The sequence below is a fragment of the Streptomyces mangrovi genome (assembly GCF_900114215.1).
GTDB lineage: Bacteria > Actinomycetota > Actinomycetes > Streptomycetales > Streptomycetaceae > Streptomyces > Streptomyces barkulensis.
On record NZ_FOSG01000001.1, the window covers coordinates 251,547 to 272,598 of the forward strand.

Genomic DNA, 21,052 nt, shown 5'->3' on the forward strand with positions numbered 1-21,052 from the left:
GTGTCCTCGCTTCCTGTTCACGGCGCCGCCCCCGTCCCCGCGATCGCCTCCGCGGCCGGCACCGCGGCGCCCGGCTGCGCGGGGTGGGCGGTGCGGGCGAGGAAGAGCAGGTCGTCGGCGACGCCCAGCGGCCCGCGTTCGGCGGGTTCGGTGTAGTGCTCGATCCGTCCGCCCCGCATCCGCGCGGAGGCGGTGTGGCGGGCGGCGCGGTCCATCAGCCGGCGCAGCGCGGGCAGCGGCAGTACGGCCTCGGCCTCGCCCGCCTCGGCCACGACCGCCGGCACTCCCCCGCGCCGGGGCAGGGCGACGCCGCCCGCGGCCAGTTGCGGGATCCTGGAGATGTTCACGCCGAACTTCTTGCCGAGGACGCTGACACTGAGGCTGTTGAGGCCGTCGATCAGCCAGTTGGCGAAGGCGATCAGCCCGTTGATCGGCGCCTTGAGGACGTGCAGCACCAACTGCATGCCCGACTCCAGGAACCCGGCGATCCCGCCCAGCACGCGGCGTGTCGCTCCGGCGACCCGGTCGAACATCCGGCGCGGCCCGGTGGTGAGCCAGTTCAGCGCCGAGCGGACGGCGCCCCTGATCCGGCCCATGGTGCGGCCGGCGATCGAGCGCAGCGCGCCGCCCGCCGAGGAGACGGTCCTGCGCAGGGTGCCCATGGGGTCGCGCACCATGCTCGCCAGCCACTTCACCACCGCGGTGACGACCGTGAGGTAGCCCCGTACGTAGCCGGTGGCGATCTTCACCACCGTCCGTACGGCGGGCTCGATCACCTTGGCGACCGTCCGCACGCCCTGCATGAGGGCCGCGCTGCCCTGCTGGACGATCCGCTGCCCGGCCTCGGACCGCGCGGCGGCGTCGACCAGGTAGAGGACCAGCGGGGCGACCAGGGAGAGCGCCAGCCCCCAGGGGTTGGCCTTCATCACGGTGTTGACCAGTTTCATCACCCCGGCGCCCAGGCGCAGTCCGACGCCGAACACGCCGCCGAGCCGGCCGAAGAGGCCGGCGCCCTTGGAGATGCCGCCGGAGAGCGTCGCCGCCCGGGCCGCGCCGCTTCTGATCCGCTTCAGCTCCCGGTTCGCGGCGGCCGCCTTGGGCCGGGCCGCGGTCAGTTGCGGGTGCGCGGCGCCCGCCCGGCGCCCCAGGCCCGCCAGTCCCTGGCCGGCGGCCCCGGCCGCGGGGAGCGTGCGCCGCAGTTCGGCCGCGGAGCGCTGGGCGGATCCGCGTACGGCCGCCGCCGCCCGCTGCGCGGCCCGCACCGCCCGGGTGTTGGCGGCCAGGCCTGCGCGGGCCTGACCCAGTGCTCCGCCGAAGCCGGTGAACGCGGGCCGGGCCGCGGTCAGTTGGTTCAGCGGCACGGCCCTCCACCTCCTTCCGTTCTCCCCGTTCTCCCCGTTCTCCCCGTTCCTTCCGTCCCCGGGTGTGGTGCGCGCCCGGCCCTCATCCGCGGGCCTTGGCCAGGAGCATCAGCGCGTCGGCGGTCCGCTGCGGGTCGCCGGTCTCGGCGGCGTAGTAGTGCTCGATGTGCAGCCGGCCGGCTCCGGTCGCCGCGGCTGCCGTGCCGTAGGGCCCGGGCGTGCCCCGGCCCGCCCGGGCGGCGGTCAGTCCCAGCAGCGACTCCAGCCTGGACAGCGGAAGTACGGCCTCGGCCTCGCCCGCCTCGGCGAGGATCGCGGGCACACCGCCGGAGCGGGGGGTGACGACACCGCCCTCGGCCAGTCTGGGGATGGTGGGCAGGCTGACGCCGAAGGTCTTGCCGCCGACCATCGGCACCCAGCCGGGGATCGACACCCTGATGCCGTTGATGCGCCGGATCGCCCGGTTGATGATGTCGATGACGCCGTTGACCGGCCCCCTGACACCGTTCTTGACCCTGCCGAAGGCCCGTGAGGCGATGCCGGAGAGCCGTCCCCAGATCTGGCTCATCCTGTCCCGCACGGCGCGGAAGGCTGCCGGGATCGTGGTCCTGATCCAGTTGACGACGGGCTGGACGACCCTCTTGATGCCGTTCATCACGGCGCCGATGGTGTTGCGGACGGCCCGGACGGCCGTGGTGATGACGGCCTTCCAGATGGCGAAGTAGGTCCTGACCACCTTCACGATGGCCTTGACCACCACCGACACGGCCGTCCTGATGCCGTTGAAGACCGACTTGAAGATCCTGCCCAGGCTGCTCAGCAGCGGTCCGATGACCTTCATGGCCTTCTTGAGGACCTCGCCGACCACGGTGAAGACCTTCTTCATCACCCGCTGCATGGTCTTCGACTGGGTGGCCATCGCGACGATCTTCTCGATGACCGGTGTGAGCAGCGAGAGCAGCATCCCGAAGATGTTGCCCTTCATCTCCTTGTTGAGCTGCTTGAACCCGCCGGAGGCCTTCTTGGCCCCCTGCTGCATCCGCGTCATCTGCGGGCCGCTCTTGACGGCCTCGCGGCCCAGCTTGGAAACGGAGAGGGCGGCCTGGTCGGCCGCCCTCTTCATCGTCGTCAGTTCCTTGTTGGTGCGTCTCGCGCCGGTGGTGATCCGCGTGACGCTCCGGTCCGCGGCGGCCGCCTGCCGGCCCAGGCCGGTCGCGGCCCGTCCGGCCGTGTCCGAGGCCGATTTGAACTGCCGCAACGTGCCCGAGGCCCGTTGCAGCGCACTGCTGAGTGACATGGTCTACCCTCCCGGGCCCGCTCGCCGGCCCTAGCCCAGAGCGGCCCTCAACGACTCGATCTCCGTACGCAGGCGCGCGATGTCCCCCCGCGTGCGGCCCAGTCCCATGAATCCCCGGCTCGGCTCCTGCCGCGGTGCGCGTGCCTCGGACACCCGCTGACGCATGTTCCTCAGGTCGCTCGACGCCCGCTGGGCCTGCTCACGCGCGGAATCCGCCGTCCGGCGGACCGTCGCGACGCTCTGCTCGACCTCCGCCCTGGTGACCGGGGGCTCGTTTCCGAGCTGCGGCCACCTCCGGTTCATCTCGGCCTCGAAATTCTGGATGTAGTTCGGCTTCCAGACCTGCGCACCGGCGACCGTCAATCCGCTCTCGTCGAACTTCACCAGGTCATAGGCGAAGGTGCCGAACGAGATGTCTGTCTTGAGCGCCTGAAAACTGGCGTACAGCACCTGCACCGAGTCGTTGACGTCCTTGAAGTGCTCGGACCACCACTGCTGGAATCCCTCAAGGGCACTGGCCGTGTCCTCGGCGCCCGGCGCGATGTAAACGCTTTCTCCGTCGGCTTCCGCCATTTCTCCTCCTGTTCGATCAACCCGCTCCGAAAGGCCCGCGCCACAAACACCCCGCCATTCGCGGGAGCACGCCACAAAATCGTGATTCTCCTTTTCCGGGCGGGCGTTGACGGGGCGCCGGACGGAAAAGTAATCTGACGGGATGGAATTTCTGGGCCTGCTCCTCACGACCCTGAGCATCGCGATCGGCGCCCTGGGGGTCAGGCTCCTGCTTCCGCACCTGCGGAACGACAGGTTCGCCCGGGGGGATTCCGGCGTCCGCACCACGGGCGAGTGCGTCAACATGCGCTGGACCTCGGGCGGCTGGGTGTCCAGCATCATCGCCTACGAGGACGCCGACGGGGAGCGGCGGTTCGCGTCCACCGGCGCCCGTCCGACCGTCCCCGTGCAGCTGGGGGAGACCGCCGAGGTCTACTACGATCCGCGGGGCGAGGCCCAGGCGGTCGTGAACGGCGAGACGCCACCCAAGGGGTTCTACGCCTTCTGCATGGTGCCGATCGGCGTCAGCCTGGCCTTCGGCGCCATCGGGCTCTACTACCTGCTGGTCTGAGACCGGGACGGGGAGGCGGCGCCCCGGCCCGGCCCCGGCACCCCCTCACCCGGCCCGCTCGCCCCCGGCGGCCTCCATCGCGTCCTGCCAGCCGGCGGCGTAGGCGCGGGCGTCGCGGGCGTCCAGCTCCGCGCGGACCGCGAGGAGCAGTTGCTCCGCGGCGGGCCCGTCCAGGCGCCGGAATATCCCGCCCAGCAGTCGCTGGAGCTCCCCGGCGGCCTCCGCCCGGGTCGTGTCCTGGCCGGTCTCGTAGCTCTCCGTCGCCACCCCTATCACCCTCTCCGGCTTGTGGTGCCATATGACCTGCTTGGATGCGTACACGGGGGTCACGGGCGCGCAACGGAGGTGGGGGTGTTGCGTACCCAGCGTCATCATACGGCCGCATGGAGCAAAAAATCGAACACAGTTTTGTTTTGGTACGGACCGGGGCCGGCCCCGCCGCCGGGAAGCGGACGCGGACGGCCCCGGTGGGCGGCCTCCGTCAGCCGAAGAAGCGGGCCAGCTCGCGCGCGGAGGGGCCCGAGGCGGGTGCGCGCTCCGGCTCGGTGCCGGGCGTGTCGCCCAACTCCCCCTCCTCCGGACCCTGTTCCTCCGGTTCCGGCCGCTCCGGCTCCTCCGGCCGCTGTCCGGGCCGGGGGACCGGCTCCGGGTACTCCGGCGGCTCGTCGTCCTCGTCGCGGTGGAGCGCGGCCGTCATCCAGTTCGCCGCCGCCAGATGGTCCACGGCGGCGGCCAGCAGATGCTCGGCCGCGCCCCACTGGGCCGCCTCCCCGTGGTCGGCGAGGTTGACCGCGCTGTCGCGCGGCAGATGGCGGATCAGGACGGCCAGGCGGCGGGAGGAGAGCCCGCCGCGGTACCAGTCCAAAAGATCGACCCCGTAGTACCGGAGCAGGTCGGCTTCCAGTGCCTCGGCGTGTTCGTCGACGAACGCGTCGAGGCTCAGCCTTCCCCCAGGCCGAGCCCGGTGGCCTTCCCGTACGCCTCCAGGATCGCGGCCACGTCCTGCATGGAGACGTCGTGCCGGTCGAAGCGGTCGAACTGCTCCTCGCCCAGCAGCAGGCGCAGCAGGCCGTCGATGTCGTTGTCGTCCAGTTCGCGCAGGGCGCGGGCGGTACGGCGGCTGAGCTCGCCGGGCATCTCGAAGGTGTCGCCGTCGATGGTGAAGGTCCAGGCGCGGCCCAGGGCCTCCGTGCGCTGGGCGCGTGCGGCGTTGACGTCGAACGTGGTCATGTCTGGTCGGCTCCTTGCCGGGGTGTCGGGGTGTCGGGATCGGGACGGAAGCGGAGGGCGCCGGGCCCGGGGGCCCGGCGCCGGTGCTGTGCTTGCCGTGCGGTTCCGCGTGCGGGACCGGTCAGGCCGGGGTGGTGCCGACGAAGTCGGGGTCCTTGACCAGCCAGGTGGCCAGCGGGGTGGCGGCGTCAACCGCCATCGCCGTGAAGGTGACGCCGAGCTTCAGCGAACCCTTGCGGTTCATCTCGACCTCGTCGGTGTCGGTGACCTGACCGCGCGGCAGGACGAAGCGGTAGACGACCTCCTCGCCGTCGGTGAACTCCAGGCCCAGCGACCGCTCGTCCGGGATCGGGTCGGAGAGCACGTCGTACTGGTAGACGCCCGAGCCGGCCGCGGTCTCCCTGACCTCGCCGCCGCCGAAGTACAGCGGCAGGGTGTCCGGGTTGAACTGGAGCATGCTGAACTTCACCGTCATGTCCCGGTCCTCGTAGATGAAGCGGGCCGGGCCGACGGACTGCCAGGTGTCGACCTGGGAGGTCTTCTCCTTGCGGCCGAACTTCACGCCGTCGGAGCTGGTGTAGCCGACATCGGTCCAGCCGGTGCCCCACTCGGAGGCGGTGTCGGCCGGGGCGGCGGTGCCCACCGGGGCGACGAGGATGCGGCCGTTGCCGGCCACGCGGATCTGGTTGGGGTTCATACCTGCCATGTGAGGCGACTCCTCGGTTCGGAGCGCGGATCGCGTCTTCCGCGCTCGTGCGAAGGGCCCCGCTCCGTGCGGGGCCCTGTGACGGGGTGGTGCGGTGTTGGTTCGGCGGTGTCGGCGCGGCGATGCCGGCGCGGCGGCCTTCAGCCGGTCTGGACCGGAGTGAGCGACAACCGCACCGTGGTCAGGTAGCGGTTGGCGTCGAGCCGGTTGTAGTCGGGCAGCCAGCGGACGCCGTCCGCCTCGACCACATCGGTGACCGTGGCCGTCCCGTGGGTGGTGCCGCGCAGTTGCAGCAGCGCGGCGCGCATGCCCAGCGAGTCGGTGTGGGCCGTGGTCTTGTCCGGCCCGTAGACCTCGAGCTCCACCAGGGGGTTGTCGAGGTGGAGGTCGTCGACCCACGCCCCGCCCACCCGGGAGACCAGCACCACGCGCTGGGTTCCGTCGAACCCGGCCGGCGGGACGTTGTCCACCGTCACTCCGGTGAGCTCCGGCCGGTCGCCGAGGAAGTCGACGATCAGACGCTCGACGTCCGGGAACGCCAGCAGCGGATCAACCACACGCCTCCTCCTTCCTTGAAGAGGGCGGGCGGGCCGCAGGAGCCCGCCCATGACGAACGGCGGGCCGCGCCCGGGATACGGGCACAGCTCCGCCGCTGCGTCCAAGTGTGAACCAGATCGTGCGAGCGCGCAACTAATAAGGCGTGGCGACTTTCCGGAGAGCCCGCGCCAAACCGTCCGGGAGCGGGCGCGAAGCGCGTAAGGGGGGTACCGCGACCGGCGGGCGGCGACCGTTGCCGACGGCCGTCATCGACCCGTACGGCAGTCCGGCCCGGCCCCGCGTGGAACGCGGGACCGGGCCGGGGGAAGGAGGGATCGCGCGGCGACGCGGTCAGGCGCGGCGGCGCGCGGGAGGCTCCGCGGGGCCGCCCTCGGGCAGGAACTGGCTCGCCACCCTGACGAACATCTCCCGCTGCCCGGCCGGGATGCCCAGCAGTTCGGCGGCGCGCTCCAGGGTGAGCGGTTCCTCCGCCCCGCCGTCCGCGCGACCCCCGGCGGACGGCGGCAGCGGCAGTTCGTCGGGGGTGAGCTGACCGGAGCGGACGAGCATCTCCCGCACCGGGACCCTCAGCACCCGGGCGAGCCGCCGCATGGTCTCCAGATCGGGCATGCTGTGCCGCTGCAGCAGCCGGGTGATCGCCGCGCGGTGGACGCCGGCGGCGTCGGCGAGACGCGACTTGCCGCCACCCCGCGGGCTGTCGATGTCGTAACCCCGCTCCCGGATCAGCCCTTCGATCCAGGTCGCGAAAGCTTCCAGATCCTGCGCTGCGGCCATGGCTCGCCCCCTTCGTGGACCCTCAGCATAACGTGCTTTCGCGCACGGCATTACGTGCTATCGAGCGCGAAATGGGAGATCCGGCGAACCTCGGCGGATATTTGTTGCGTGCCAGCGCGCAACGTAGGATCGTGTACTCCCGCACCGACAGTGACACGCACCAAGGGAGTCGCCCATGGCATCCGCCACCCGCACACCGGCGGGCCCCGGCCGCCGCGAGCCGTTACGGCACCGGCCGGCGCCGACCCGGAAGGAGAGGACCGCATGAGTGGCACCGTCCGTACCGAGACCGCCCGCCGGCTGGGCGCACTGCGCCGCCAGTTCCCCGAGCTCCTCGCCGAACTGGCGCCCGGCGGCCGCAGTCCGGCCGTACCCGGCCCGACCCCCGGCCCCGCCGGGGGCGCCCGGTCCACCGCCCCGCTGCGCCTGCACATCTCCGACGCCATCCGCGACATCACCGACGGCGTCACCGAACTGGAGGAGGCCGTGCACGACAGGCTCGGCCTCCCCCGCCCGCAGCGCGCACGGATCCCCCGGCGGATCGGGCGCCTGCTGGGCCTGCTCGACCGCATCGGCCGCGATGCGGTCCTCGCCGAGCACGTCCTGGACGAGGCCCGCAGGATGAGCCGCCGCTGCTCGCGGGCGCTGGGCGGCAGCGAGGCGATGACGGCCGTCGACGGGCGCTGCCCGTGGTGCGCCTCCGTCTCCCTGCGCGCCTTCCCCGAGCGCCGGGCCGTGCTGTGCATCAACCCCGGCTGCCGCTGCGACGACCCCGGGTGCGCCTGCCGCACCGACCCCGCCCACCGGCACTCCTGGCCGCGGCACGCGCTGCCGCACGAGCCGCCGGACGGACTGCCGGACGGACCGCGGGGCGGTGGCGCCTGATGCTGGTCACCGCGGCGATGGCTGCCCGCGAGGTGTCGGTCACCCCGGCCACCATCCGCAAGTGGGTGCAGCTCGGCCGCCTCGCCCCGGCGGGGCGGCAGGGGCGCGCCCTGCTCTACCGGCTGGAGGACGTCTTCGCCGCCGAACGCTCCGCCCGCCGACCCGGCGGGTGACCCGCCGGCCTCCCCGGACACATTCCCGCCCGCCCCGGAGGCCGTGCCGGACGGCGCCGGACACCCCGGACGCCGTGACGAACGGGTGAGGCCGGGTTAGCGGGCGGTGAGCGGAGGTACTCGGAGTGCTGACCCATGAGGGGAGCGCGACGACGATGAGCACGATGCAGCGGATGGACGGACACAAGCACGGGCACGGCCCCGGTCAGGAGCACTCCGTCGGCGAACTGGTGGCGCGGGCCACCGCGCAGATGTCGCAGCTCATGAAGGAGGAGCTGCAGCTCGCCAAGATGGAGATGTCCGAGAAGGGCAAGCGGGCCGGGATGGGCGGCGGCATGCTCGGCGGCGCCGGGGTGGTCGCGCTGTACGCGGTGGGCGCCGGTGTGACGGCCGCGATCGCCGGTCTGTCCGTGGTGTGGCCGGTGTGGCTGTCCGCCCTGGTGATCATGGCGGTGCTGTTCCTCGTCGCCGGGGTGCTGGCGGTCCTGGGACGGCAGCAGATGCGCAGGGCGACGCCCGCCAAGCCCGAGCGGGCGCTGCGGGGCGTGCACGACGACCTGGACGAGATCAGGGGAAGGGTACGACGATGAGCGTTTCGAGGGACACCAGGGAGGCGGAGGTCCCGGACACACCGGGCATTCCCGCCGACCCGGACACCCCCGCCGAGCTGCGCGAGCGGATCGACCGCACGCGCCGGGAGCTGGGCGACACCATCGAGGAACTGGCGGCCAAGGCCGACGTCAGGGCCCTGGCGCAGCGCAAGGCGTCGGGCGCCGTACGGGCGGGCCGGCGCAACGCCGTGCCGCTGGCCGTGGCGGGCGGGGCCGTGCTCGCCCTGGCCGTGGCCGCCGCGGTGCTGCGGCGGCGGCAGGTGCTGCGGCGGCGGCAGGTGTCGCGGCAGCGGCACCCGCTGCGCCACGACCCGCGGACGCCGGCGTCAGTCCGCCGCCTTGTCGAGCGTATGGCCGCGTGAGGCATCCGGTTCCGGGTCCGGGCGCGAGCCCGGGGCCCGGCCCCGGCCCGGCTCCTCCCGCTCCCGCTCCCGCTCCGGAGCGTTGCGGGCGGGCTCGTCTCCGCGCCGCTGCCGCCTGAGCCACTTGAGGCGCCGCAGCCGCAGCCGCAGCGAACGCGGCCACTTGGCGGTGTCGCGCGGCTCCACGTACGGCTCCTCCCCCTTCGGCAACCCGTCCGCGTACGCCCGCCGGCGGGCCAGTTCGGCGTCCAGCTCCAGGCCGAGCAGGATGGCCAGGTTCGACAGCCACAGCCAGACGAGGAAGACCACGGCGCCGGCGAGGGTGCCGTACGTCTTGTTGTACGAGCCGAAGTTCGCCGTGTAGACCGCGAAGCCGGCCGAGGCGGCCAGCCAGAGCAGCACGGCCAGCACGCTGCCCGGCGCCATGCGCAGACCCCGCAGCCGGGCGTTGGGGGCCGACCAGTACAGGATGCTGATCATCGCCGCGACCAGCAGCACCAGCACCGGCCACTTGGCGACCGACCACACCAGCAGCGCCTGGTCGCCCATGCCGACGGCCTTTCCGGCCTGCTCGGCCAGCCCGCCGGTGAAGACCACGATCACCGCGCTCACCGCGAGCAGCACCATCAGGGTCAGCGTCACACCGATCCGCAGCGGCGTGAGCTTCCACACCGGGCGGCCCTCGGGGATGTCGAGGACGCGGTTGGCCGCGCGGATGAACGCCGCGACATAGCCGGAGGAGGCCCACACCGCGCCCAGCAGGCTGAGGACCGCCACGAAGCCGCCGCCGCTGCCGCGCCGGATCTCCCCCACCGTGTCGCTCAGGATCTCGCGGGCCGGGCCGGGGGCGAGCCGCTGGAGGTTCTCCAGGATGTACTCCGTCGCCGTCTCGCCGAACGCGCCGAGCAGCGAGACGAGCAGCAGCAGGGCCGGGAAGATCGACAGCACGCCGTAGTACGTGAGGGTCGCCGCCCGGTCCGGGATCTCGTCGTCGAAAAACTCCTTGGCCATGCCCCGTGCGACGGCCCACCACGTCTTCGCCATGGCCCTACGGATTACCGCCGCGGGCCCGGACATGTGCCGGCCGGGGGCACGGCTGGGTAACGGCGGGCCGACCGGACGCGCGCGGGGCGCGGTACGGACGGTGCCTTCCGTCCGTACCGCGCCCCGCGTACGGGCCCCGCGGCCCGCGCGTCACAGGACGCGGGTCAGCCGCGTTCCCAGGTCCGGTTCGGCCAGCTCGCCCCGGACGGCGACCGGGACCTTCACCTGCCCCGGCCCGCTGCCGACGGTCAGGGTGCCGACGGTGTCGCCCGGGGCCGCCGTTCCCGGCACGCCCCTGCCGCCGTCGGTCAGGGCCAGCTCCACCTTCAGGCCGGACCAGCCGACCGCCGAGACGTCCTCGGTCGCGACCACCTGTGTACGGCCGCCGAGACCGTCGTCCACGTAGCCCACCACGTCACCCTTGGCGACGATCTTCTCCGACTTCAGGACCTCCTGCGCGGAGACCAGCAGCTCGCGGCTCTCGGCGATCACCGTGTCGATGATCGGCGGCCTGTGCTGCCCCAGCATCGCGCCGACGATCAGCTGCGTGGTGCCGCCGACCTCCTTCTCGCCCGCGAACAGCAGGTTGCCGCCGGCCGCGGTGGTCGTACCGGTCTTGATGCCGACCGCGCCGTTGTACGGGACGAGCCCGTTCCAGTTGCGGTGGCCGACACCGTTGCGGTCCTCGTACGAGGGCTTCTTGACGATCTCCCGGAACGCCTCGTAGTCCATGACCTTCTTGCCGAGTTTGACCTGGTCGGCGGCCGTGCTGACGGTGTCCTCGCGCAGCCCGCTGGCGTCGGTGTAGGTGGTGTTCTCCATCCCGAGCTCCTCGGCGGCGGCGTTCATCTTCTCCACGAACGCCTTCTCCGAGCCGCCGGAGTCCCAGCGGGCCAGCAGCCGGGCCACATTGTTGGCGGAAGCGATCATCAGGGCGTGGAGGGCCTCGTTGAGGGTTATCTCCTCGCCCTCCTCCACCTCGACGGTCGACTCGCCCTGGGCGCTGAGCCCCGCGTCCTTCTCGGCCTGCGCGTCGACCGGGATCCTCGGGCCCTCCTCGCCCGCCTCGATCGGGTGGTCGCGCAGGATGACGTAGGCGGTCATCACCTTCGCCACACTGGCTATCGGCACCGGCTTCTCCTCGCCGTACGAGCCGAGGGAACCGAGCCCCTCCACCTCCACGACGGCCTGGCCCTCGGGCGGCCATTCCAGGGCGGGCTCGTCGCCCTCGAAGGTGTGGGTGGCGGAGGCGGTGAGCACCAGCTCGGGGGCGGGCAGCGGCCGCATGAGCTGCGCGACCGCCAGAACGATCACCAGCAGCAGGACCAGCGGCGACCAGATCTTGATCCGCCGCAGGGCGACCCGCACCGGGGTCTCGGGCGGAGCGGGCTTGTTCGTCAGCTCGGCCAGCAGCTCCAGGGGCATGTGCGGCGGCAGGGGCTGCTGCCTCGTCCGCTCGGCCTCCGGCAGTTCGGGGCCCGGCGTGTGCGGCGGCTGCTCGGGCGACACGACGGCCGGGGGCACGCGGGGGGCGTCGGCGGACCTCAGCGGTACGAAGCGGCTCGTCCGCTCGGCGTCGCTCTCCGCCGGCTCCCCGGCCTTCACGGGGGCTCCGGCCTTCCCAGGGGCTCCGGTCTTCTCCGGCTTCCCCGTCCTCTCCGGCTCTCCCGGTTCCCCGGCCTTCCCCGGCCTCCCGGGGTCCGCGGTCTTCTCCGAGCGCTCCGGGCCCGGCTCCTCGGAGTCGCTTTCCGGGCGCACCCGGAACATCGCGGTGGGCTGGTCGACCGGCCGGTCGGCCCCGGCCTCCTCACCGCCCTCGTCGTCCCCGTCGTCCCCGACGTCTCTGTCGTCCCCGGTCTTCTCCTCGGTCCTGTTCCCGGCCCCGTCCTCGGGGTCCCCGGGGGCGCGGAACACCGCCGTCGCCTGATCCGGCCGGGCCTCGGCTCCGCCGTCCTCGGCGGGGTCGGTGCCGCCGTCCGCCTCCTCGGCATCGTCGGCGTCGGCGTCCTGGGAAGTCCCGCTTCCGCCGGTCTCCACTTCGGTGTCGGTGTCCTCACCGGCCTCGTCGGTCCTACCGGTCTCGGCCTTGTCCCCGAGAGCCCGGAACACCGCCGTCGCCTGGTCCACCGGCCCGGTCCCGGACTCCCCACCGGCGGGCTCGTCCTCACCGACGGCCTCCGGCTTCCCGGCCTCCTCCGGCTCCGGCCCCGATCCCTGTGCCTTTGCCTCCGCCGTGGCACCGCCCTCGGCGGAACCGGCCTCTCCCGCCTCTCCGGCCTCTCCCGCCGGGCCGTCGCCGTTCGGCGAGGGCTCCTCGCCACCGGCCCCGTCCTCGTCCCGGGGCGCCTCGTACAGCGCCACGCGGGGATCACGCGCCTGCCCGGGAACCGTTCCGGCCTCTCCGGTCGTCTCCCCCAACGAAGTCTGCCGTTCCGAACTGTCGGGGGACTTGCCCGCCACCTATGCCTCCCGCTTGGTGTCGCCACTCGTCGTATCAGTAAACAGTGTCCTGAACGCCGGTCCTCCCCCGGCACTCCGGCCCCGTTTCGCGGCCGCGAGGGCCCGCTAAATTGCCAGACGGTAACGACATACCTATTGGTTCCATGACAAAGCGCCCAGGCGCTCTCGACAGACCTCTGTGAGAGGGGTCACCCTGTCATGCATCCACGCGGGGAGGCATGGATGGGCAGGAGCCGCAGAACAATTCCGGAGGAGCTTCTGCTGCTGGCCCTGGACCCGGCCACGGGTACCACGGCGCAGCCGCAGTCGCTCGACCTCGGCCTGGCCGGGGCCCAGCTCGTGGAGCTGGCTCTCGCAGGACGGATAGCCCCTGACGGGGATCGCATAGCCGTGGTGCTGCCACGGCCGACCGGAGATCCGACCCTGGACTCCGCGCTGGAGCTGCTGCGCAGACGCGGCAGCCCCGTCCGCGCGGTCCACTGGATCGGCGGGCCCAGACTCGGGCTGCGCCAAACCTATCTCACACACCTGGAGCGCTGCGGCATGGTCCATGCCGTATCCAGCCAGATGTGCGGGGTGTTGCCGACGACTCGCTACCAGGCGACGGACACGGCCGTGAGCCGGGAGATCAGGGCCCGGCTCGACAACGCGATCCGCACCGGCGTACCGCCGGACCCGCGGACCGCCGCACTCGCCGCGCTGGCCCATGCGGTCGGCCTCGGCAAGCACCTCTACCCCGGCAACGAGGGACGGTCATCCCGTTCCCGGCTGAGGGATCTGATCAGGCACGACCCGATGGGCGGCCTCGTCGCGCACGCCGTGATGGACGTGCAGAACGGCGTGGTCGCACAGCCCCGGCGCACCGCCCCCGGCAGGGGCGCGGGCGGGCCGGGAGGCGGACGGGCCGCGGCGCGGTCCGCCGCGCCGCAGCCGCTCGCCGGACAGGCGCGGCGGGGCGGGATGGCCCGAGCGGGCGCCCGCTGACCCTGCCGCACCCCCACCGGCGGCACCCGGCGGGCACCCGGCGGATTTCCCGAACTCGGCCGAAATCCGATCCGTCGGCCGCGAAGCGCGGGGTGGCGGTCCGCACTCCGACCCCGGAGTGCGGACCGCCACCCCGCGCGTGCGTGTGCGCACCCTGTGTGGCGGTTTTCCAGCGCGGACGCGGCCATTGGTGGCAATCTGCTCCAGGAGCGGTCTTATTGGCGTAAGCGGAGGTGTGCGCACCGTGGCATCCAGTGTCAATCCCACCGTAAGGCGGCGCCGGCTGGGTCAGGAGCTGCGCCGGCTCCGTGAGCAGAGGGGCATGACGGCCGAGGAGGTCGCCGACCGGCTGCTGGTGTCCCAGTCCAAGATCAGCCGGCTGGAGAACGGACGCCGCAGCATCAGCCAGCGCGACGTCCGCGATCTGTGCGGCGTCTACGAGGTCGACGACCAGCGGATAGTCGACTCGCTGATGCAGATGGCCAAGGAGTCCAGGCAGCAGGGCTGGTGGCACGCGTTCGGCGACATCCCGTACAGCGTGTACATCGGGCTGGAGACGGACGCGGCGTCCCTGCGCGTGTACGAACCGCAGGTCATGCCGGGGCTGCTGCAGACCCCTCGGTACGCGGAGGCCGTCGTCGCGGGCGCGCTGCCCGAGGCGTCGGCGGAGGACGTGGAGAAGCGGGTGCAGGTGCGGCTGCGCCGGCAGGAGCGCGTCCACGACCGGAAGAGCCCGCTGCGCCTGTGGGCGGTGATCGACGAGGCCGCGCTGCGCCGGACGGTCGGCGGGAAGCAGATCATGCGGGAACAGCTGGAGCATCTGCTCGAACTCTCCCGGCTGCCCCATGTGACGGTGCAGGTGCTGCCCTTCGCGATGGGCGCGCACCCCGGGCTCAACGGCCAGTACGCGATCCTGGAGTTCCCGGACGCGGCCGACTCGACGGTGGTCTATCTGGAGGGCGTCACCAGCGACCTCTATCTGGAGAAGGCCGGCGACGTGCACAACTACAGCGTGATGTACGAGCACCTGCGGGCGCAGGCCCTCAACGTCGAGCAGACCCGGGAGTTCGTCGAGGGCATCGCCAAGGAGTACACCCGGGGCTGAGGCCGGCGCACCGGTGACGCGGGGACTGCGCAGGGGTGGCACACGGGCGGCGCAGCAAGCTACACCTGGCGGCGCGTCGATGTGAAGAGCTGTTTGGAATATGCCATCCGGTCGAGTGAACGGCGTTAAGAAAGGCCCCAGTTGGGGGGTACCGTCTGCCGCACGCCGGGCCCAACCGGCGATTTTCACCGTCTGGGAGAAAACGGAGCAGACATGGCAATCCGACAGGGCATGACCGACAGGTGGACCAAGTCCAGCCACTCCGCCGGGAACGGGGCGTGCGTGGAGGTGCGGTCCCCCGAACAGCGGGCGGTCGCCGTGCGCGACTCCAAGGCCCCGCAGGGACCGTCGCTGGACTTCGTCCCCGGTTCGTGGACGGCGTTCGTGGGAGCCCTCGGCCAGGGTTCGCTCACCCGGCGCTGACCGCTCCCGCACGCCGCGCGCCGCACCACGGCGGCGCGGTGCCTCGCGGTGCCGCGCGGCACCGCGGCCGAAGCCCTCTCGACTGGTTCGCCGTCCCGGCCGAGGGGGTTCGGTGTTTCCCGGGCGCCGCACCCGGGGCCCGGTCAGGCGCGCGGGTAACGGGTCAGCCAGCCCGGTGAGCCGGCCGGAGTGGCCGGGCTGTGGAGGGCCGGCCCCTGGGTCATCTCCATGGCGAAGTCGTCGGCCAGTTCCAGCACGGTGGCGCGCCCTTCCAGCTCGGCGACCCAGTTCGGCGGCAGGGCGGTCTCCCCGTGCATCACGCCCAGCAGGTTGCCGCAGACCGAGCCGGTGGAGTCGGAGTCGCCGCCGTGGTTGACCGCCAGCAGCAGGCCGTGGCGTACGTCCTCGGCCACCAGCGCGCAGTACACGCCCATCGCCAGCGCCTCCTCCGCCGTCCAGCCCTCCCCCAGCGACTCCACGCGCTCCGCGGTCGGCAGGCCCTGGCGTACGGCGCCGAGCGCGTACTTGAGGGCGTCCGTGGTCTCCTCGTGGCCGGGGTGGGCCGCCAGATGGGCCAGGGCCCGCTGCACCGCGGCGTCCAGGCTCTCGCCCCGGGCGACGGCGTGGACGATGACGGCGAAGGCGCCCGCCGCCAGGTAGCCGGTGGGGTGGCCGTGGGTCTGGGCGGCGCACTCGGCGGCGAGCTGGAAGACGAGCTGCGGCTCCCAGCCGACGAGCAGGCCGAAGGGCGCGGAGCGCATGACGGTGCCGCAGCCCTTGGAGTCGGGGTTCTTCGGTGCCTCCAGTGTGCCCATCCGGCTGTCGGCCAGCCCGGTCAGGCAGGCGCGGCCGGGGGCGCGCTGCGAGTACAGCCACTCCTGGCGGGCCAGCCAGCCGTCCTCGGTGCGGCGCTCGTCGGGCCCCCAGTCGCGCTGGGTGGCGGCCCAGCGCAGGTAGGCGGCGTGCACGTCGGTCGGCGGGTGCCAGGCCCCGGTGTCGCGCCGGACGTGGGCGCGGATCAGGCCGTCGACGGTGAACAGGGTCATCTGCGTGTCGTCGGTGATGGCGCCGCGCCGCCCGTAGGCGGGCACGTAGTCCGTCACCCCCTGGGGGCCGTGGGCGGTCCGGATGGCGTCGAGCGAGTCGAACTCGACTCCCGCGCCGAGCGCGTCGCCGATCGCGCCGCCGAGCAGGCAGCCGCGTACCCGGCTGCGGAAGTCCTGCTGCTCGGTGCGGCCCCAGATGCCACCGCCAGGTGTCGCGGTCACCGTGCCGTCCCCTCCCGTTCGCCCCTCGGCTCTCGTCCGCTCCGGTCCGTTCCCGTGTCCTGTCCCCGTCGGTTTCGGACCGCACTTTAATCGAGGGTGCGCGGACGGAGGCGGCCCGCAGGTGGACGGGGGCCGCAGATCCCGGGAAGACGGCCGGAAGTCGCCCCGCGCCCGCCCGTCCCGTCCCTTCCGCGAAGGCACCGGACGCACCCCGGCCCGCTCACTCCTCCAGTACCGGCAGCAGTTCCGGCAGGCGCCCGCCGGACGCCTCGGCGGCCCGTACGCGCTCGCCGGGGACCTCGCCGTAGGTGGTGGTGCGGGGGCGGGCCGGGCGTCCGGCGGCCTCGGCGATGGCGACCAGGTCCCGGACGGACTTGTAGGAGCCGTAGGAGGAGCCGGCCATCCGGGAGATGGTCTCCTCCATCAGCGTGCCGCCGAGGTCGTTGGCGCCCGAGCGGAGCATCTCGGCCGCGCCTTCGGCGCCCAGCTTGACCCAGCTGGTCTGGATGTTGGTGATGTGCGGGTGCAGCAGCAGACGGGCCATGGCCGTCACCGCCCGGTTGTCGCGCACCGTCGGCCCGGGGCGGGCGATCCCGGCGAGGTAGACCGGGGCGTTGGTGTGGACGAACGGCAGCGTCACGAACTCGGTGAAGCCGCCGGTGCGCTGCTGGATCCGCGCCAGCAGCCGCAGATGGCCCAGCCAGTGCCGGGGCCGGTCCACGTGCCCGTACATCATCGTCGAGGACGAGGGCAGGCCCAGCTCGTGCGCGGTGGTGACCACCTCGACCCAGGTGGCGGCCGGCAGCTTGCCCTTGGTGAGGATCCAGCGCACCTCGTCGTCGAGGATCTCGGCGGCCGTGCCGGGGATGGAGCCGAGCCCGGCCTCCTTGGCCGCCGTCAGCCACTCCCGGACGGACATGCCGGTGCGGGTGGCGCCGTTGACGACCTCCATCGGGGAGAAGGCGTGCACATGGATGCCGGGCACGCGTTCCCTCACCGCCCGCGCGATGTCGAAGTAGGCGGTGCCGGGCAGGTCCGGGTGGATGCCGCCCTGCATGCAGACCTCTACCGCGCCGACCTCCCACGCCTGCGCCGCCCGGTCGGCGATCTGGTCCAGGGAGAGGGTGTAGGCGTCGGCGTCGGTGCGGCGCTGGGCGAAGGCGCAGAAACGGCAGCCGGTGTAGCAGACGTTGGTGAAGTTGACGTTGCGCGTGACGATGTAGGTCACCTCGTCGCCGACGGTGTCGCGGCGCACGTCGTCGGCGATGCGGCACACCGCGTCCAGGGCCGGCCCGTCGGCGTGGAGCAGCGCGAGGGCCTGGTCGTCGGTGAGGCGGGTGGGGTCGTCGGCGGCGGTGGCCAGGGCGGCGCGTACGTCGGCGTCGATCCGCTCCGGAGCCATGCCGGGCGCGGCGCTCTCGCGCAGCGCCTCCCAGTCGCCGTAGACCTCGTCGAAATCGGCGCGGCGGTCGGCGGTGCGGCCGGTGGTGTCGATGGTGCGGTGCAGATCGGTGCGGCCGGCGGCGGTGAACGCCTCGTCGGGCTCCTGCCAGGGGCGGCCGGTGACGGTGGCGTCCTCGCGGGCCAGGCCCGTGTCCGGGTCGGCCAGGGCGGTGACGTGGGGCAGCAGCCTCGGGTCGAGCCAGGGCTCGCCGCGCAGGACGAACTCCGGGTAGACGGTGAGGCGTTCGCGCAGCTCGAAGCCGGCGGCGCGGGTGTGCCCGGCGAGTTCGTCGATCTGGGGCCAGGGGCGCTCGGGGTTGACGTGGTCGGGGGTGAGCGGGGAGACGCCGCCCCAGTCGTCGATCCCGGCGCCGATCAGCATGGCGTACTCCCCGCCGACCAGGTTGGGCGGGGCCTGGATGCGGGCGGCGGGACCGAGGACGTGGCGGGCGACGGCCACGGCGGCGGCCAGCTCCTCCAGTTCGGCGTCGGGCATGCCGCCCATGGCGGTGCCGGGCTTGGCGCGGAAGTTCTGCACGATGACTTCCTGGACGCCCCGGTACGTCCGCTGGACGCGGCGGATCGCGAACAGCGACTCGGCACGCTCGGCGTACGTCTCGCCGATGCCGATGAGGATGCCTGTGGTGAAGGGGACCGACGAGCGACCCGCGTCCTGGAGCACCCGCAGCCGGACGGCCGGCTCCTTGTCGGGCGAGCCGTGGTGGGGGCCGCCGGGCTCGGACCACAGCCGGGTGGCGGTGGTCTCCAGCATCATGCCCATCGACGGGGCGACGGGCTTGAGGCGCTGGAAGTCCGTCCACGTCAGCACCCCGGGGTTGAGGTGCGGCAGCAGGCCGGTCTCCTCCAGCACCCGGATGGCCATGGCGCGCACATAGGCGAGGGTGTCGTCGTAGCCGTGCGCGTCCAGCCACTCGCGGGCCTCGGGCCAGCGGTCCTCGGGCCGGTCGCCGAGGGTGAACAGCGCCTCCTTGCAGCCCGTCGCCGCTCCCCGGCGGGCGATGTCCAGCACCTCGTCCGGAGAGAGGTAGGGGCCGTGGCCCTCGCGGCGCAGCTTCCCCGGCACGGTGACGAAGGTGCAGTAGTGGCAGCGGTCCCGGCACAGCCGGGTGAGCGGGATGAAGACCTTGCGCGAGTAGGTGATCACCCCGGGGCGTCCGGCCGCCGCCAGGCCCGCGTCCCGTACCCGGGCGGCCGAGGCCGTCAGATCGGCCAGGTCCTCCCCCCGCGCCTGGAGCAGCACGGCGGCCTCGGCCGCGTCCAGCGCGACCCCGTCCCGGGCCCGCCGCAGGGCGCGCCGCATGGCGTTGGCGGTGGGTGCGGTGGGGGCTGCCTGCCCGCTCGGCGAAGTCATGGTGCGAGCATACGAGCGCCCCCGGCACCGGCCGGGAGGCGGGCGGGGGGTGTCCCTCACCTCTGCTTCCCGCCGCCGCGCCCGCCGTCACGCGGTGTCGGACGGGTTGTCCACAGGCTTTCTCCCGCCCGTCACCCATGCGTGGAAAAGTGACCGGCACCACATCGGAGGCGACAGGGCGGGGGCTTTATATGGACCGGCGCGACGTACTGAGGCTGTCCGCCGCCGCGGGGGCGGCGAGCGCGCTCACGCTCCAGGGCGTGAGCTTCGCGCACGCGCAGGAGCGCGCGGGGGAAGGCGGGGGCGGCGAGGAGAGCAGAACGGTACGCGGCCGTCTTCCCAACGGCGCACCGGACTTCGTCCATCTGCCCGTTCAGGTGCCGCGCGGGGTGCGGGAGCTCGCCGTCTCGTACTCCTACGACAAGCCTGCCGTGCCCTCCGGCACACCGGGCAACGCCCTGGACATCGGGATCTTCGACGAGCGCGGCACGGCCGCGGGCGGACGCGGTTTCCGGGGCTGGTCGGGCGGCTTCCGCACGGAGTTCGCCATCAGCGCCGAGCGTGCGACGCCCGGGTATCTGCCCGGCCCGGTGCGGCCGGGCACCTGGCACGTGGTGCTGGGCCCGTACACCGTCGCCCCGCAGGGCATGGAGTACGAGGTCACCGTCACGCTGCGGTACGGGGAGCAGGGCCGCACTCCCAGGCCCGGGTATCCGCCGGAGCGGGCCGGGGGGCGGGGGCGCGCCTGGTACCGGGGCGACTGCCATCTGCACACCGTGCACTCCGACGGGCGGCGCACCCCGGCCGAGGTCGCGGCGGCGGCGCGGGCCGCCGGGCTGGACTTCATCGCCACCACCGAGCACAACACCACCTCCGGACACGGTGCCTGGGAGGGGCTGTGGGGGGAGGACCTGCTGATCCTGTGCGGCGAGGAGGTGACCACCCGCAACGGCCACTATCTGGCGCTCGGCGTCGATCCGGGCACCTTCGTCGACTGGCGCTACCGGGCGCGCGACGACGCGTACGGGCGGTATGTGCGCAGGATCCACCAGGCGGGCGGGCTGGTCGTCCCGGCGCACCCCAACTGTCCCTTCGTGGGCTGCCAGTGGAAGTTCGGTTACGCGGAGGCGGACGCGGTGGAGGTGTGGAACGGGCCGTGGACGGCCGACGACGAGCCGGCCCTGGCCGCCTGGGACAACATGCTGGTGGAGTCCTGCCGCCGGGGAGGCGGGGACGGGCGCGGGCGGTGGGTGCCGGCGATGGGCAACAGCGACGCCCACCGCGAGCCGCAGGTCGTCGGCCTGCCGCAGACGGTCGTCCACGCCGGGGACCTGTCGCGCGCGGCCGTGCTGGAGGGCATCCGGGCGGGACGGAGCTGGCTGGCGGAGTCCTCAAGGATCGGTCTGGAGCTGTCGGCCGCGGGCCCGCGCGGCGAGCACGCCGGGATCGGGGAGCGGCTGCGCGTCGCGCCGGACGCCGCGGTGGCGGTGCGGCTGGAGGTGTCGGGGGTGCCGGACGGCACGGTGCGGCTGCTGACCGACCAGGGCGAGATGCGCTCGGAGCGCCTGCCCGCCTCGGGCTCGGGCACGGTCGTCTGGCGCACCACCGCCTCGCTGGCCGCGTATGTGCGCGCCGAGGTGCGTCATCCGGGCCGGGGCGGCGGCGCGGGACTGCCGGGGCCGATGGCCGCGATGACCAATCCCCTCTGGCTGGAGTCGATTTGACGGTGGATTACACAGTTCTTCGTCAACTCGTATGACGGGCAAGGCTTTTGACCGTGGTCGGACATCTCGTCATCTGTCATGGCATCGACTACCGCTTCTGTCGCGGGTTTGCGGTGACTGTGAGGAGAGGCGGGGGCGCGGCTGACGTA

The 21,052-nt window shown here is 73.0% G+C and carries 22 protein-coding genes; 9 read left to right on the forward strand and 13 right to left on the reverse strand.

Translation table 11 applies throughout. The annotated features are described in order from the left end of the window. Positions 1 to 17 precede the first annotated feature (17 nt). The 3 genes from BM237_RS01110 to BM237_RS01120 all read right to left on the reverse strand — a co-directional run bounded on the left by BM237_RS01110 (position 18) and on the right by BM237_RS01120 (position 3,231). Positions 18 to 1,361, reverse strand: coding sequence for a hypothetical protein (locus tag BM237_RS01110; protein ID WP_093846776.1), 1,344 nt, complete (start codon positions 1,359 to 1,361; stop codon positions 18 to 20). 82 nt (positions 1,362 to 1,443) lie between these two features. Then, positions 1,444 to 2,658, reverse strand: coding sequence for a phage tail family protein (locus BM237_RS01115; protein ID WP_093846778.1), 1,215 nt, complete (start codon positions 2,656 to 2,658; stop codon positions 1,444 to 1,446). A gap of 30 nt (positions 2,659 to 2,688) precedes the next feature. Continuing rightward, the gene (locus tag BM237_RS01120; protein ID WP_093846780.1) at positions 2,689 to 3,231 is read right to left on the reverse strand and encodes a hypothetical protein; all 543 of its coding nucleotides are present in this window, start codon (positions 3,229 to 3,231) and stop codon (positions 2,689 to 2,691) included. 142 nt (positions 3,232 to 3,373) lie between these two features. On the opposite strand from BM237_RS01120, the gene BM237_RS01125 reads away from it, so the two are divergent. After that, positions 3,374 to 3,781, forward strand: a complete 408-nt coding sequence (locus BM237_RS01125; protein ID WP_093846782.1) for a DUF3592 domain-containing protein — start codon at positions 3,374 to 3,376, stop codon at positions 3,779 to 3,781. A 45-nt stretch (positions 3,782 to 3,826) separates the two neighbouring features. Here BM237_RS01125 and BM237_RS01130 read toward each other — a convergent pair whose 3' ends face one another. The 6 genes from BM237_RS01130 to BM237_RS01155 form a co-directional block, all read right to left on the reverse strand. Next, positions 3,827 to 4,102 (reverse strand): hypothetical protein, encoded by a 276-nt coding sequence (locus BM237_RS01130; RefSeq protein WP_139238043.1) that lies wholly within the window; start codon positions 4,100 to 4,102, stop codon positions 3,827 to 3,829. 160 nt (positions 4,103 to 4,262) lie between these two features. Further along, positions 4,263 to 4,646, reverse strand: coding sequence for a hypothetical protein (locus BM237_RS01135; protein WP_425443625.1), 384 nt, complete (start codon positions 4,644 to 4,646; stop codon positions 4,263 to 4,265). 74 nt (positions 4,647 to 4,720) lie between these two features. Continuing rightward, positions 4,721 to 5,011 carry a hypothetical protein gene (locus tag BM237_RS01140; protein ID WP_093846786.1) on the reverse strand — a complete coding sequence of 97 codons (291 nt, stop codon included), beginning with the start codon at positions 5,009 to 5,011 and terminating at the stop codon, positions 4,721 to 4,723. 121 nt (positions 5,012 to 5,132) lie between these two features. Further along, positions 5,133 to 5,717, reverse strand: coding sequence for a phage tail tube protein (locus tag BM237_RS01145; RefSeq protein WP_093846788.1), 585 nt, complete (start codon positions 5,715 to 5,717; stop codon positions 5,133 to 5,135). A gap of 140 nt (positions 5,718 to 5,857) precedes the next feature. Beyond that, a complete protein-coding gene (locus BM237_RS01150) occupies positions 5,858 to 6,274 on the reverse strand; it encodes a hypothetical protein (protein WP_093846789.1) in 417 nt (138 codons plus the stop codon). A gap of 331 nt (positions 6,275 to 6,605) precedes the next feature. After that, complete coding sequence (locus BM237_RS01155) at positions 6,606 to 7,049, reverse strand: helix-turn-helix domain-containing protein (protein WP_093846791.1); 444 nt, start codon at positions 7,047 to 7,049, stop codon at positions 6,606 to 6,608. Between the two features lie 264 nt (positions 7,050 to 7,313). Here BM237_RS01155 and BM237_RS01160 point away from each other — a divergent pair, with 264 nt between their 5' ends. The 4 genes from BM237_RS01160 to BM237_RS01170 all read left to right on the forward strand — a co-directional run bounded on the left by BM237_RS01160 (position 7,314) and on the right by BM237_RS01170 (position 9,080). Further along, a complete protein-coding gene (locus BM237_RS01160; protein WP_175540838.1) occupies positions 7,314 to 7,934 on the forward strand; it encodes a hypothetical protein in 621 nt (206 codons plus the stop codon). Continuing rightward, positions 7,934 to 8,107, forward strand: a complete 174-nt coding sequence (locus BM237_RS29090; RefSeq protein ID WP_165869658.1) for a helix-turn-helix domain-containing protein — start codon at positions 7,934 to 7,936, stop codon at positions 8,105 to 8,107. The genes BM237_RS01160 and BM237_RS29090 overlap by 1 nt, the downstream gene beginning before the upstream one ends. 155 nt (positions 8,108 to 8,262) lie before the next feature. Then, a complete protein-coding gene (locus BM237_RS01165) occupies positions 8,263 to 8,697 on the forward strand; it encodes a phage holin family protein (RefSeq protein ID WP_245793337.1) in 435 nt (144 codons plus the stop codon). Next, on the forward strand, positions 8,694 to 9,080 hold the full coding sequence (locus BM237_RS01170; RefSeq protein WP_093846793.1) for a DUF3618 domain-containing protein: 387 nt from the start codon (positions 8,694 to 8,696) through the stop codon (positions 9,078 to 9,080). Before BM237_RS01165 ends, BM237_RS01170 begins: the two co-directional genes overlap by 4 nt. Here the strand turns inward: BM237_RS01170 and BM237_RS01175 are convergent. Together BM237_RS01175 and BM237_RS01180 are read right to left on the reverse strand one after the other, a co-directional pair. Next, a complete protein-coding gene (locus tag BM237_RS01175) occupies positions 9,045 to 10,157 on the reverse strand; it encodes a YihY/virulence factor BrkB family protein (protein ID WP_093846795.1) in 1,113 nt (370 codons plus the stop codon). The genes BM237_RS01170 and BM237_RS01175 overlap by 36 nt on opposite strands. 117 nt (positions 10,158 to 10,274) lie before the next feature. Beyond that, positions 10,275 to 12,485: a serine hydrolase gene (locus tag BM237_RS01180; RefSeq protein WP_342746211.1), complete on the reverse strand. Its 2,211-nt coding sequence runs from the start codon at positions 12,483 to 12,485 to the stop codon at positions 10,275 to 10,277. Between the two features lie 321 nt (positions 12,486 to 12,806). Between BM237_RS01180 and BM237_RS01185 the strand changes: the two genes are divergently transcribed. The 3 genes from BM237_RS01185 to BM237_RS01195 all read left to right on the forward strand — a co-directional run bounded on the left by BM237_RS01185 (position 12,807) and on the right by BM237_RS01195 (position 15,096). Further along, positions 12,807 to 13,568 (forward strand): GOLPH3/VPS74 family protein, encoded by a 762-nt coding sequence (locus tag BM237_RS01185; RefSeq protein ID WP_093846799.1) that lies wholly within the window; start codon positions 12,807 to 12,809, stop codon positions 13,566 to 13,568. 244 nt (positions 13,569 to 13,812) lie between these two features. After that, positions 13,813 to 14,673: a helix-turn-helix domain-containing protein gene (locus tag BM237_RS01190; protein WP_093847345.1), complete on the forward strand. Its 861-nt coding sequence runs from the start codon at positions 13,813 to 13,815 to the stop codon at positions 14,671 to 14,673. Positions 14,674 to 14,886: 213 nt separating this feature from the next. Next, the gene (locus BM237_RS01195) at positions 14,887 to 15,096 is read left to right on the forward strand and encodes a DUF397 domain-containing protein (RefSeq protein WP_093846801.1); all 210 of its coding nucleotides are present in this window, start codon (positions 14,887 to 14,889) and stop codon (positions 15,094 to 15,096) included. A gap of 143 nt (positions 15,097 to 15,239) precedes the next feature. Here BM237_RS01195 and BM237_RS01200 read toward each other — a convergent pair whose 3' ends face one another. Both BM237_RS01200 and BM237_RS01205 read right to left on the reverse strand, forming a co-directional pair. Beyond that, positions 15,240 to 16,364 (reverse strand): ADP-ribosylglycohydrolase family protein, encoded by a 1,125-nt coding sequence (locus BM237_RS01200; protein ID WP_093846803.1) that lies wholly within the window; start codon positions 16,362 to 16,364, stop codon positions 15,240 to 15,242. A 220-nt stretch (positions 16,365 to 16,584) separates the two neighbouring features. Next, the gene (locus BM237_RS01205) at positions 16,585 to 19,179 is read right to left on the reverse strand and encodes a bifunctional FO biosynthesis protein CofGH (protein ID WP_093846805.1); all 2,595 of its coding nucleotides are present in this window, start codon (positions 19,177 to 19,179) and stop codon (positions 16,585 to 16,587) included. 191 nt (positions 19,180 to 19,370) lie between these two features. Between BM237_RS01205 and BM237_RS01210 the strand changes: the two genes are divergently transcribed. After that, positions 19,371 to 20,903, forward strand: a complete 1,533-nt coding sequence (locus tag BM237_RS01210; RefSeq protein WP_093846807.1) for a CehA/McbA family metallohydrolase — start codon at positions 19,371 to 19,373, stop codon at positions 20,901 to 20,903. Positions 20,904 to 21,052 lie beyond the last annotated feature (149 nt).